The following is a 13,174-nucleotide window of genomic DNA, read 5'->3' on the forward strand; positions in this document are numbered from 1 at the left end:
TGTATTATCAGGGGATATTATGGACAGGTATGAAAAAGGAAAGGAATGTTTAGAAAATATTCAAAAGTCATCTGTTGAAGAGATTTTCAAAGATTTGGAAGACATAGCACCTGATTTGTCCAGGTTCGTTGTTGAGTTTCCATATTCTGAAATATATACACGTGAAGAAGTGGATTTAAAAACCAGGGAGTTGTGCACTGTTGCAGCACTAACTGCAATCGGAACAATACCTCAACTTAAAGACCACATTAATGCAGCTTTAAATGTTGGAAACACTCCTGTGGAAATTGTTGAAATCATAATGCAGATGAGTGCATATGCCGGTTTTCCAAAATCCATTAACGGCATAATAGCCGCCAAGGAAGTATTCTACAAAAAGGATTTATTGCCGGTTAAATGAGTGATTGCAATGTATAGCGATGAAGAAAAAAGGCAATTGATGGATGATCTGGTGGAGATGGAAACTTTCAAAGCCGATGTCGGTGATGAGGGTAAGATCTTACAGGAGGATTTGAAAAGGTTTTTTGAGAATGGTCTTGGAGATAGGGAGGATTTGATTTTTAGAATCGAGCTGTACTTCTACGCTTTTAAATTATTCTGTAGAAAAACAGTAACCATAAATCAAAATCAATTCACAATATTTTTAAACGATTCTCTTCTTGACTGGAATCTAATTAAATTGGTAATGGATGATTTAACAGATTTTGAATTGGAGATAGAGGCTGTCAAAGAAGATAAGGATGTTTTGATAAACTTGAATTTCACATATCACTTCTAAATCCTGAAGACCTTACGGGCATTGGCAGTGGTTATCTCGTCAACGGTTTTCAAATCCATATCTTTAATTTCAGCTATCATTTTAGCTGCATTCACGACATTTGCAGGTTCATTTCTCTCTTCTTTGGTTATTGCCAGATAGGGGCTGTCTGTTTCGGTCAAAACATAATTCAAATCTATTTTTTCTATCAGGTCCTGATGATGTTTGGAATAGCAAAGCATTGTAGAAAAGCTCATAAAACAATTATCCCTGTTCATTATTCTTTTTGCTGTTTTCAGGCTTCCTCCATAACAGTGGAAAACAAAATATGGAATGTCGTCATAGTCTTCAATAATATTGACGGCCTTTTTCTCGCAGTCTCTTACATGCATTACAATGGGAACCTTATGTTCGTTTGCAAGATTTAAAAAGCTGGTAAAAATTTCCTGCTGTCTTTCGCGTAATGCCTTGTCAGTTACATAGAAATAGTCCATTCCAACTTCGCCGACAGCCACGATGTTATCCAGATTATCAATTAAATGATTTTGAGCATCTTTCAGTTCTTCGTCAGTTGAATTTTGTGAGCTGACTGGGTGAAAACCGAATGTCGGATAAATAAAGCCTTCATGCTCTTTTGAAAGGTCCAATACATTTTGATTACTCTTTTTGTTAAAGCCTGATGCAATAATCAAATCAAGTTTGTCCTGCGCCCTTTTTATAACTTCATCACGGTCGCTGTCAAAGTCTTCAAAATCAATATGGCAATGGGTATCAATCATATTCAGACTCCAAACCTTCTATCCCTTGCCTGGTATGACCGGATGGCTCTGATGAAATCAACCTTTCTCAGTTCCGGCCATAATGTTTCACAGAAATACAGCTCGGAGTATGATGACTGCCAGAGCAAGAATCCGCTCAGACGCTCCTCACCGCTTGTTCTTATAATTAGATTGGGATCGGCCAATCCTCCAGTGTAAAGGTTTTTGCTTACTAAATCTTCATCAACGTCATCAATGGTGATTTTACCGTCCTGAACATCTTTAATAATCTTTTTAAATGAATCAATAATTTCCAGACGGCCATCATATCCAATAGCTATGTTAAGTAATCTTTTATCGTATTTGGCAGTTGCTTCCACAGCTTCGTCGATGGCTTCCCTCACCTCTTCAGGAAGCAAATCGAGTCTGCCGACAACGTTCACCTTAACTTCGTTTTTCCTGATTTTTTCGTGACCGACCAGTTTTTTAAAGTTGATGACAAACAGCTTCATTAATCCGTCAACTTCATGTTGTGGACGGTTGAAATTTTCAGTTGAGAATGCGTATGCTGTGATGATTTCAATTCCAAGCTCCACGCTCCAGTCAAGGACATTTTCCAAGGTGTCCACTCCCATTTCATGTCCTTTAAGTACATCTATGTTTCCTTTAAGTTTTGAGTATCTTCTGTTACCATCCATGATGATGGCAACGTGTTTTGGCATTTTGTCTGGTTTTAAACCTCGGGTAATGTACCATTCATATAATCTATAAAGTATATTTTCTGCCATTTAAATCCCTTTATTGTCTATTCATCTTCAGCTAAATCATTAGCTAGAATCAAACTTCTAACATAGCCTTCGATACTTTGGTCTCGACTTGTGTCGATATAGGTTCTGTCTATTCCAAATGTTACGGCACCATAACTTGGCCATGAATTAAGCAGGACAAGTGACCTAAAAATAATATTTCCAACTCTTCCGTTTGGAGCAATGATAACATTTGACTTTTCATTAATCGCTTTTTCAATTAGTATATAGTAATTTTTGACTTCCGCATCACAGTTTTCTTGGATGAGTTTGGTTAATTTTCTACTTTCTTTGATTGAATTGGACACTTCCTTGCCTCTTCCAAAATCGTCTTCCCTGCCTTCAGCGAGAACTGCGATTTTAGGAGTTTTTCCTACTTTTTTAAGAAAGTCAACACAATTCATTGCCATCTTGAATTTCTCTTCAACTGTGGTGCCTTCATCAATTCCAACAGGTGTTAGCAGAAATTCAAATTCCTTATCATTAACATAAGTTGCCCTTGAAAGATTAGGGTATCTTTCCTTCAGTTCCTTCATGATATTGGATGCAGGAAGGGATCCGCGGACTACTCCGTCTATATTTTTATCCAATACTGCTTTGACCAAGTCGGCATCATTGTATATTAATTTTATGTCTGTATCTGGGTGTTTTTCTTTGAAAATGTGGCATGCCTGTATAATGTTTTCATTTTCTCCAACACCAATAGCTATTCTTTTCATTAGTTTTATTATTTGTAGTTCATTATAAAATAAGTTTTTCTAATTGTGATGTTTTTTATTAAAAAAAGGGTTATGGAAAATAAATTCCACATGCTAATTGTTGAAGTTGTCAATTGCCGAATCAACTAATCCAATTACTGATTTCGCCAAATCGGGATATGAATCGTTTATGGGCACAGGAATGTTATCACAGTAAATCACTTCCAATCCGGCAGCCAATGCATCTTTTGTTGCAACATCCACTGCAGCCGCCTTAAGTTCTGTTAACATAACGTCAGCATTATCCATATATTTTTCCATATCCTCGCGAAGCAATGGCCTATTGGACAGATGTGCTGTGGTTCCAATAATCTCGCAGTTGAAATTTCTTTCCAGATAATCCACAAGCTTGTCCTTAACTCCTTCAGGTGCGGTTGTTGCAAACAGAACCTTTTTGTTGGAAATGTCCTCTAACGGTTTAGGCCTGAATACTGTTGAGATGACAGTTGCATCGGGATTGACTTCGCTTACAAACTCTTCAACAGCTGCAATCTTATCATTGTCCGCCATGGGTTCCTCACACATTGTCAGAATAACCAGGTCTCCAAGGCCGATTCTGTATGGTCCAAAGTAGGTTGTCAGGTTTTCAATAGGTTGGTTGGCCCCGACCAGTACAATCTTCTTATCGGTTTTGATTGGGGGTATGGCAGCTCCGCTTCCTTCAAAAATTGCAAATTTGGCATCAACTTCGTTGGCCAGTTTGGCACCTCTCTTCATATTGGTTAAAAATACTTCACCGGCCATTCCTCCTCCGCAACGTCTGCATCCGATTGTCAATATTCTGCTCATTAGCGCATCTTCCCAATGGTCACTGGCCGCATGAACTCCCTTTTCGGATTGTTCCAGCAGGAATTCGGCATTTATTTCCAATTTTTCGCCGTGAACGATTTCGGGTTCTTCAGGTCCGCCTCTTCCCATGGCTATTACGCACGGTTCATATCCGTTTTTGTCAATCAGTCTTGATACAAATCCTGAAACGGCGGTTTTCCCAATTCTCTTGCCGGTTCCAAGAATTGTTATTGACGGCTTTTCCATCACTTCATATTGTGAAGTCGGTTCAAATTTAAAGTCAGGTCCTTCATAGCTTATTCCTTCATTTAAAACCTTACATGCTATTTTAAATCTTTTGGAATAGTCAAGAATGGGTTCATCACTCAAATCCATTACAGTATCAATATCATATTTTCTAATCGCATCGACAATGGTGTCATATGGGATGTCCTTATCCTTTGCAAATTCCACCGGAACTCCCAGTTTCTCTGAGTATGTGTCCGGTGAATCATCTCTAAGTTTCTCAGTTCCCCCTATAAAAACAGCAGCGGATATGTCAATATGCTCCAAGTTATTTAATGTATCTATTGCCTGTTTTGTGACCGGCAAGTAGTGTTCGCCGTCAACCAGACAAAGCATTTTGTTAAGACCTTTCATGATATTACTATGAAAGCTATTATTATTTAAAAATATTTAAAAAAAGTAAAGGGATTTAAGCTACTTTAAGTTCCTTTTCAGAACGAGCAACTAAATCGGATAAGGAATTGCGAACGTTTTCAGGAATTGAATTTCCTTCCTTATCAGCAATTACCTGTGATATGATTTTACAAAGGACAAAAATAGCATGTTTGTGTTCTGCTTTTGTCTTGTGTATGTGGTGAGGGCTTATTTTTAGGGTGATGTATTCGCTACAGTCGTTAGTTATTTGATCATCTTCTGCTAAGTATTTTAAAACATATACTAAAAATTGATGTAATTGTATCATTTCATCCTTATACATAACTATCTAACCTTTTATTTAACCTATTCTGTTAGTTAAACAACAAATTATATGAAAATATAATTTATTACTCTCTTTCATCGATGTTATTATATTATTACCTAATCATATTTAAATATTGCATCAAAATTGTATTGCAATTTTAAATTGTTTAAATAATCCCTCATTTTTTTAAAGTTTCTTTGATTTTTTCATCAGGAGGATTTGTTAATATCGAATTTACTAGTTTCAACAATCTTCGGCAATTTTCCGATTGTCCCGATACTGTCCTCAGAAATTATCAGGGCTCCATTGAAAAATTCTTTAAAGTTTTCTGAGGTTTCAAGAGCATTTGAAACCTTATCCTCTGAAGTTTGCCCAGTCACGTCATTGGCTATTCTTGTTGCAAGCCCGTCTGCTATTGAGGGGCTTCTGGCGATTACCGTTACGCTATCCGATGTGCCGAAGCTGATTGAATGGCCGATTTTACCTGAGGATGTGCAGATTCCCAAAGGATTTTTTTGGGGTTTTATTTCAAAGGCTATTTCATTTCTCAAAACCCTGTTGTTTGAATATATTCCGCAAAGTGTTGTTTCATCGTTTATCAGTGCAATGTCTCCGCCGTTTTCAACGATTGATGTTTTGGAATCATTTTCAATCAAATAATTCAGTGACAGTTCGGATATTGCACCTGCAACACAGGCCATAGGACCGACATCTGCAATGCTTGATGAATCGTTCATTGTTTTGACTATCGGAGGTAGTGATTCATCGTTTAACTTAAGAGGCTCGATTGTGAGTAAAAAATCCTGGTTTCGGCTGATGTAACTTTTTAAATCAGATCTGATTGAGTAAATGTAATGCTTCAGGTCGTGTTCGGCCAAATCAGTTTTTAGCCGGATATGTGTTTCGCCTAAGTTGATTTCTTCATAGTGCATGGTTGTTATATTATCAGGTGTTCTATTAAATTTTTTTGATTATCAAAAAGATTATTTGGATTTTAAGGTAATTTAATTAAAAATAAGTTTAAAGATAAGAATGGGAAAATTCCCATCCTTTAACATATAGATAAGTGCCATGATAAACATGGTCGAACATCAATGATGTCTAATCATAGATTATGAATTTCATATTATTTAAACTATTTCATTTATAAATAATTATTAAGACAAAATTTACACATTAAATCAATATTGGGGAATGTATACAATTTTATTAATTTAAATACTATCTAAATTAAATAATATTTGAGATATATCATATATTCTAAATGTTGGTAAAACTTTCATATAGATATTAGTGATATTATGGGAAGAAATTTTTTCATAGGTGATAAACATGTTTGAAGATATTTGTGTAGCGATTGCCTATTTTGTTATTGCTGTGCACTATCTTCATATTGCTATTGATTAATAGCTTATAGTTGTGAGAGGAACAGAGTTTTGTATTTTAAATGGATGAAATTAACAAGGTTAATGGACTAGTTTTCTTCAACATTCATAGTTCCAATTACAACTATTGTGAAATCTATTTTTGATATACTATACGTTATTTTTTTCTTAAGTTGATATAACGGCTTTCTATTGGTGTTGAAAAGCAAACCATTAAAAAGATTTATATATAATATTTAATTATTTATATTTAGAAAAATCAAATTAACACGCGTGATAATTGTGAAATCATTTGAATTCTTATCAATTCCTAGGGAAGAAAAGCCAAGAAAATGCGGCATAACCATGGTTCTGGACAAGGGTCTGGGACTTGAGACTGCAGAAAGCCTGATGAACATTTCAGGGGAATATGTGGACTATCTGAAATTCGGATGGGGAACATCCATTGTCCATGAACAGGACATCATCAGGGCCAAGGTGGAAATGTACAGGGCTCATGAAGTCACTCCCTATACAGGAGGAACATTGTTTGAACTAGCTTACAAAAACGACAAGTTGGAGGAGTTTTTCAGCGAAGCTCATGACTTGGGCTTTCCGGCTGTTGAGGTGTCTGACGGATCTTTAAACATTCCACATGAGGACAAGCTTGAATGCATCCGAAAGGCAAGGGAGGATGGCTTTGAAGTGCTGTCTGAAGTGGGAAAAAAGGACCCTAACCTGGACAAGGAACTTTCACTGGACGAGAGAATTGAAAAGATGAGGGACGAGCTAAGCGCAGGTTCATCCCTGATAATTGTCGAAGCCCGCGAAGGCGGAAAGAACATCGGAATATTCGACAAGTCCGGAAATGCAAAGGAGGATGAAATAGACTACATCCTGAACAGTTTCGATGGCGATAGGATTCTCTGGGAAGCTCCAAACAAGGACCAGCAGGTATTCTTCATATTGAAATTGGGAAACACAGTCAATTTGGGAAATGTATCAAGCGATGACATCACTTCCCTTGAAACCCTAAGAAGGGGATTGAGGGGAGACACTTTAGGCAAGATTTAGTGGGGTTATAAATTGAAAAAGAGAAGCGTTGACCAGATCAATGAAAGAATTGACAATGGCGAGGCCAATATTTACACAGCAGAAGAATTCAAAAAGCTCATAAAAAAAGAAGATGCCCCAAGCTTTGAGGAAGTGGACGTGGTGACATGCGGAACATGTGGGGTGATGAGCGGAACTGCGGCCATACTTAACTTTATCGTATCCGGGCCCGGCGAATTTATAAGGGCCAGGGAGGTTTATTTAAACGGGGTTCCGGCCTATGCAGGGCCCTGTCCGAATGAGTGGCTAGGTTCGGTTGATGCAATACTTCATGGAACGGCCCACTCGATTTATGATGACAATTACGGCGGCGGATTTCTGCTGAAGGAACTTCTTGAAGGCCATGAAATTGATGTAAGGATAGAAAGCGCTGATGGAAAGACCATAGAAAACAAAATTACAATGGAAGACATTACACGCGGGCAAATCGTCGGCTCCCGCATGGCATTCAAAAACTACACAGCTTTCACAAATCCCAATAATGAAGCGGTTTCATCAATATTTGCAGCCGTTCCCCTTGAAGGCAACCTGTCCGGATTGACATTTTCAGGGTGCGGAGACCTGAATCCGCTGCAGAATGACATACCGCACAACGTAATCAAAGAGGGCAAGAAGGTTCTTATAAACGGTGCCGAAGGCTATATCCTGGGTGACGGCACAAGGTCAAGCGCCGAAAAGCCGAATCTGATGCTGACGGCCGATTTGTGCAAGATGGACCCCTATTATATTGGAGGATTTAAGACAGGTCAGGGCGGAGAGGTCTATGACACCGTTGCCATACCGATACCAGTATTGGATGAGGAAATTTATAATAATCTGTTGATTAAAGATGAGGATATTGACCTGCCTGTGGCGGACATCAAGGGACGTCACCTGCCCCTTGACAACACCAATTATCATGAAATGTGGGACGGTCATGATTTAAGACCTCAATTTGATGATTCCAGCTGCGATAGATGTGACAGGTGCCGGGTTGAGGAGACATGCCCTACAAACGCATTCAAGAACCTGAGATTGAACCTTGTATACTGTTTCGGATGCGGAATGTGTGCACATCACTGCCGCCATGATGCATTCAGGATGAATACCGGGGATGTTGATTTGGAGATTGACGGCGATAATGTAAACATTCCAATCATATGCAGACAGTCAGACAGGCTCAGGGCCAATAAATTATCCTTGAAATTAAAGAAGATGATTGAAAACAAAGAATTCAAGTTATAGTGAGATGCTTATATGACAACCCAAAAGATTACAGATTCACCGATAGACTTTGCCGAAGACATCATAAGTGATGTCAAAAACTCAAAGGAAGGTGGTGTCCTGAAATGCGTCCAATGCGGAATGTGCACCTCAACATGTCCCGCTGCCCGCCACTCTGATTACAATCCCCGCGATATTATAGAGAGGGTTTTGGAAGGGGACGTGTCAATTCTGGAGGATGACAATCTGTGGAACTGCTTTTACTGCTACACATGCCACAGCGTATGTCCGGTCGGAAACAGCGTATGTGAGGTTAACCAGATTCTGAAGCAGTTTGCAATCAAGAACGGAATTGCATACGACAAGCTTTATGAGTATATGGGATTTGCAGACAGCTATTTTACGGCGGCCATCGGGGCAATACCCGAGATATTCTTTGATGATATTGCCCGGGATGTCGAAGGATGGTGGGAATTCAGACAGAACCTTGGTGAAATCAGGGACGAACTGGAGCTTGACCCACCGTTGATGCCGCCTGAAGAGGTCATTGATGAAGTAAGCAGGATATTGACAATAACCGGTTTCAAGGAAAAGATAGAAAAGATAAGAGCATCCCAGGAGGAGGACAATGAAGCAGATTCCAGATAAGGACATACTTCTGTTTAGAAGTTGTCTGGTCAGTGTCGAGTATCCAGGAGTCGAGGCATCAACCAAGTTTGTCTTTGACAGGTTAGGAATTGATTATGCAATTTCCGAAAAGCAGACATGTTGCACCGGCCTTGGATACTATTCAGACGTATTTAACCAGATTGACACAACCGCAATCGGAGCACGTAACTTTAAGGTAGCACGCGATTTGAACAGGCCGAACCTTGTCATGATGTGTGCGACATGTTATGCAATCAACAAGAAATCAGTTAAACTGCTCAATGGGAAGGATGATTTAAGGGAGCATATCAACCAGCTATTTGAAGACAACGGATTGGGACATCTGAAATATGAAAAGGATGACCTGGATTCGACAGAGAACATTCTGCATGTTGTAGACATATTGTATAACAAAATCGATGAGATTCCGAAACATATCAAATATGATCTAAGCGGCTATACGATAGCCACCCATCACGGATGCCACTACTGCAAGGTGCACTATGAGGACACTGTCGGTGGCGTAAGGGATCCCAATGTCCTGGATGAGTTGGTTGAGGCATGCGGATGCAGAACAATAGGATGGTATGACCACAAAAGGGCGACCTGCGGAACCGGCTTCAGGCAAAGGTATTCGAATCCAGATTTGTCATTCACGGCCACTGCAGACAAGATGAATGCGATAGCCGATGAGGATGTGGAGATTCTGGTGCATCTATGCCCGAACTGCCATATTCAGTTTGACAGATACCAGTCATTGATTGGCGAAAGGGAAGGCAGGAAATTCAAGGCCATCCATTTGAATATAGCACAGTTCATTGCACTTGCAATGGGAGGAGACTTGGATAATGTGATAGGTGCAAAGGCACACACAACTCCAATAGATTCAATTATAAGGGAATTGAAGGAGGTTAAAAAATGAGGGATGATTTAAAAGTTGGCGTTTTTTTATGTGAATGCGGAGGAAATATCGCAGATACAATCGATTTGGACAAGGTTCGAAGTGAACTGGATGTGGAATTTATCGGACAATTTGAAAACTTATGTTCACTGAACGGCCGTAAGATTATACGTGATGCAATATTTGACCATGACCTTGACAGGGTGGTGGTTGCGGCCTGCTCACCTATCAGTCATGAAAAGACATTCCAGGACTATGTAAAGCCGCTAAACCCCTATCTGATGGACATGGCCAATATCAGGGAACAGTGCTCATGGGTGCATTCCGATAAGGACAAGGCAACCCACAAGGCCATCACCCTGATCAATGCATCAATCGAAAAGGTAAAGCAGTCCGATTCGGTGGACCCCATCTACTGCCAGACACCAAAGGAGGTGGCCGTGATTGGTGGCGGAATAGCCGGAATGAATGCCGCATTGTCCCTTGCAAAGCAGGGAACCAAGGTCACAATCATAGAGCAGTCCCCATCAATCGGAGGGCACATGGCAAAGATAGGTAAGGTCTTCTCGCCGGTCAAGATTGCCGAGGAGTGCGGAATGTGCCTTTTGAATCCGATATTGAATGAGCTGGTCTGGAATGAGAACATTGACGTCATGACCAATTCCCGCGTGATTGAAGCCGAAAGAAGGGCAGGGACATATAACCTGATTGTTGAGCAGTCCCCAAGGTATGTTGACACAGAAAAGTGTATCGCATGCGGCAAATGCGCTGAAGCATGTGAGGTGGAAGTTCCAAATGACTGGAATGATAATCTATCAATGAGAAAGGCAATCTACAGGCCATTCGGACAGTCCTATCCTGAAAGCTATGTGATTGACATGGATAACTGTAATAAATGCAGCAACTGTGTCAAGGCATGCACTATGAAAGCCATCAAGCTTAGGGGCAAAGCCGAAAAGTCACTCCTTCAGGTCGGCTCGATTATTGTAGCAACAGGCCATAAGCTGTTTGACATGGAAAAGAGGCCTGAGTACGGCTACACCAGATATGATGATGTGATAACCCAGTCTGAACTTGGACGTATCACGGGGGTGAACGGTCCGACAAAGGGAAAACTTGTTAAGGCCAACGGTGAAGTTCCAAAAAGGGTTGTGATGATACAATGTGTCGGCTCAAGGGACGAAAAGCCGGACGGACACAGGTACTGCTCAAAGATATGCTGCACTGTGGCGCTTAAAAACGCAAACATCATCAAGCACAAGTACCCTGACACTGATGTTCTGATATGCTACACTGATATAAGGACACCGGGAATGTTTGAAAAGTACTACAAGCACACACAGGAAAATGAGGTTCGCTTCCTTCGCGGACGTCCGGGTGAAGTAGTTAAAAAAGGAGATAATTTCATCGTAAGGACTGAAGACACTCTCAAGGGCGAATTTGTGGAAATCGAGGCGGACATGGTGGTGTTGTCAACTGCAATGGAGCCATCCGACGGCACTGTGGAGATAGCCGAGATATTGAACATCGGAACAACCGAAGACGGATTCATCAAGGAGTCACATCCTAAAATCAAGCCTGTGGCCACCGATGTTCAGGGAATATATGTATGCGGAACCGCACAGGATCCAAAGGACATCACAGATTCAATCATGCAGGCGACAGCGGCGGCATCAAAGGTTTCAGAATACAATTATGGCGGAGTGGAAATAGAACCGTTCATAGCTGAAATCGATAAGGAAAGGTGTACAGTCTGTGGAGACTGCATAAGCAGATGCAAATACAAATCCATGAGCATACAGGATGATGAGATTTACATTGACCCTATGAGTTGCACAGGCTGTGGAAAATGTCTTGTTGGATGTAAGCAGAGGGCCATTACCGTAAACGGAAACATCGATGAGAAGATATTGGCCACAATAAAAGGGGTATTGTCTAAAAAACGTGAAGGGGAACGCATGATACTGGTATTTTTAGACAATATAGGATACACCGCCGCAGACAATATTGGAGTCAATAGGCTGAGCTATCCCGAATCGATACATATCATCAAGGTCATTTCGGTAAACCGTGTAAGGCCAAAGCATATACATTATGCCCTTGAAAACGGTGCCGATGGGGTTTTCATCGGGGAGTTTCCTGGAGATTTGATGTATGATGAAGTGGAACACAAGATACAGGGGGTCAAAAACAGTATCAGGGAGTTGGGAGAAGACCCTGAAAGATTGACTTTCTCCAAAGTATATATTCCATACTTCTCAGGTCTTGCCCGCAAATTCAATGAGTTCGATGCCAAGATTTCCCAATTGGATGAAGCTGAACTATAGCTCCATTTATGATGGGAATGACTGGAAAGATGATTAAAGAAGTAGTGTCAGATGCTACTAAAATGCCTGCAAGAACCTAAATACAAGAGGACAGTAAAAATGGAATCTTTGACATGGTTAAGAACTTTGAACAAATATTATATATTGATGATGTAAAAAGGAAATCTTTTGGAACCTCTTCTGTTAAAGTACTGCTATATACAGGTTATGAACGCTGTTTGCCTTTTATAAGGGAACACCACCTTACCACAAGAGCAGACGAACAGAGATTTATAACACATTACAGGAAAGTGCTGTCTGAGGAATTGGCTAAAAGACAAAAAGAATTGGATCAGCATTATGCAAATGTTGAATCTGATGTTAAAATGCTGTTGGATGCTGAAGAGGAATATCAAATTGTTAGATTTGAACATATTGATGCATTATGAGTCAAGAGGATGTAGATTTGAAAGTCAATGAGATTTGCAACACCACTTTCTTGGGGATTTTGTTGTTGGTAAAGTTAAAATTAAGCAAAATAGGTCTGGAAATGCATTCACAGAAATATGAGCATTAAAAATACCTGTTGGCATGAGATTTAAATTAAGGACTTGCTATGAGGCATCTGCAGAGAAGTGCATTTATCTATACTAATTATATTTGACCATCACATTTATTTTTTTAATAAAATATATTCATACTTTACTTATTTTCATACAAATTATTCATTATTCACATTCATTTAAAAACAAATATATACTAATTTTACCTAAATATATATCAATAAGTCGGATCGTAGCCATG

General features: G+C 39.8%; 14 protein-coding genes. 8 read left to right on the forward strand and 6 right to left on the reverse strand.

Annotation, left to right across the window (positions count from 1 at the left end; translation table 11 throughout):
* Positions 1-19 precede the first annotated feature (19 nt).
* Both ACKI4K_RS10815 and ACKI4K_RS10820 read left to right on the forward strand, forming a co-directional pair.
* On the forward strand, positions 20-400 hold the full coding sequence (locus tag ACKI4K_RS10815) for a carboxymuconolactone decarboxylase family protein (RefSeq protein ID WP_407424888.1): 381 nt from the start codon (positions 20-22) through the stop codon (positions 398-400).
* A 9-nt stretch (positions 401-409) separates the two neighbouring features.
* Entirely contained in the window at positions 410-778 is a 369-nt protein-coding gene (locus ACKI4K_RS10820; RefSeq protein ID WP_407424889.1) for a hypothetical protein, read from the forward strand.
* Here the strand turns inward: ACKI4K_RS10820 and ACKI4K_RS10825 are convergent.
* From ACKI4K_RS10825 to ACKI4K_RS10850, 6 genes are all read right to left on the reverse strand, one after another.
* Positions 775-1,536, reverse strand: coding sequence for a TatD family hydrolase (locus ACKI4K_RS10825; protein WP_407424890.1), 762 nt, complete (start codon positions 1,534-1,536; stop codon positions 775-777). The two genes, ACKI4K_RS10820 and ACKI4K_RS10825, sit on opposite strands and share 4 nt — an antisense overlap.
* Before the next feature lie 2 nt (positions 1,537-1,538).
* Positions 1,539-2,303 carry a polyprenyl diphosphate synthase gene (uppS, locus tag ACKI4K_RS10830; protein ID WP_407424891.1) on the reverse strand — a complete coding sequence of 255 codons (765 nt, stop codon included), beginning with the start codon at positions 2,301-2,303 and terminating at the stop codon, positions 1,539-1,541.
* Between the two features lie 17 nt (positions 2,304-2,320).
* Positions 2,321-3,040 carry a methanogenesis marker protein Mmp4/MtxX gene (gene mtxX / locus ACKI4K_RS10835; RefSeq protein WP_407424892.1) on the reverse strand — a complete coding sequence of 240 codons (720 nt, stop codon included), beginning with the start codon at positions 3,038-3,040 and terminating at the stop codon, positions 2,321-2,323.
* A 93-nt stretch (positions 3,041-3,133) separates the two neighbouring features.
* A complete protein-coding gene (locus tag ACKI4K_RS10840; protein WP_407424893.1) occupies positions 3,134-4,507 on the reverse strand; it encodes a 2,3-diphosphoglycerate synthetase in 1,374 nt (457 codons plus the stop codon).
* 55 nt (positions 4,508-4,562) lie between these two features.
* Positions 4,563-4,850 carry a UPF0058 family protein gene (locus ACKI4K_RS10845; protein ID WP_303371424.1) on the reverse strand — a complete coding sequence of 96 codons (288 nt, stop codon included), beginning with the start codon at positions 4,848-4,850 and terminating at the stop codon, positions 4,563-4,565.
* A gap of 194 nt (positions 4,851-5,044) precedes the next feature.
* Complete coding sequence (locus tag ACKI4K_RS10850) at positions 5,045-5,767, reverse strand: UPF0280 family protein (protein WP_407424894.1); 723 nt, start codon at positions 5,765-5,767, stop codon at positions 5,045-5,047.
* A 735-nt stretch (positions 5,768-6,502) separates the two neighbouring features.
* On the opposite strand from ACKI4K_RS10850, the gene comA reads away from it, so the two are divergent.
* The 6 genes from comA to ACKI4K_RS10880 all read left to right on the forward strand — a co-directional run bounded on the left by comA (position 6,503) and on the right by ACKI4K_RS10880 (position 12,819).
* On the forward strand, positions 6,503-7,273 hold the full coding sequence (gene comA / locus ACKI4K_RS10855; protein ID WP_407424895.1) for a phosphosulfolactate synthase: 771 nt from the start codon (positions 6,503-6,505) through the stop codon (positions 7,271-7,273).
* Between the two features lie 12 nt (positions 7,274-7,285).
* A complete protein-coding gene (locus ACKI4K_RS10860) occupies positions 7,286-8,536 on the forward strand; it encodes a methanogenesis marker 16 metalloprotein (RefSeq protein WP_407424896.1) in 1,251 nt (416 codons plus the stop codon).
* A 12-nt stretch (positions 8,537-8,548) separates the two neighbouring features.
* Positions 8,549-9,163, forward strand: coding sequence for a ferredoxin:CoB-CoM heterodisulfide reductase subunit HdrC (gene hdrC / locus ACKI4K_RS10865; protein ID WP_407424897.1), 615 nt, complete (start codon positions 8,549-8,551; stop codon positions 9,161-9,163).
* Positions 9,144-10,085, forward strand: a complete 942-nt coding sequence (gene hdrB / locus ACKI4K_RS10870; protein WP_407424898.1) for a ferredoxin:CoB-CoM heterodisulfide reductase subunit HdrB — start codon at positions 9,144-9,146, stop codon at positions 10,083-10,085. The genes hdrC and hdrB overlap by 20 nt, the downstream gene beginning before the upstream one ends.
* Positions 10,082-12,391, forward strand: coding sequence for a ferredoxin:CoB-CoM heterodisulfide reductase subunit HdrA (gene hdrA, locus ACKI4K_RS10875; RefSeq protein WP_407424899.1), 2,310 nt, complete (start codon positions 10,082-10,084; stop codon positions 12,389-12,391). The genes hdrB and hdrA overlap by 4 nt, the downstream gene beginning before the upstream one ends.
* A gap of 113 nt (positions 12,392-12,504) precedes the next feature.
* Positions 12,505-12,819 carry a hypothetical protein gene (locus ACKI4K_RS10880; protein WP_407424900.1) on the forward strand — a complete coding sequence of 105 codons (315 nt, stop codon included), beginning with the start codon at positions 12,505-12,507 and terminating at the stop codon, positions 12,817-12,819.
* Positions 12,820-13,174: the final 355 nt, after the last annotated feature.

The sequence above is a fragment of the Methanobrevibacter sp. genome, from assembly GCF_045644645.1.
Taxonomy (GTDB): domain Archaea; phylum Methanobacteriota; class Methanobacteria; order Methanobacteriales; family Methanobacteriaceae; genus Methanocatella.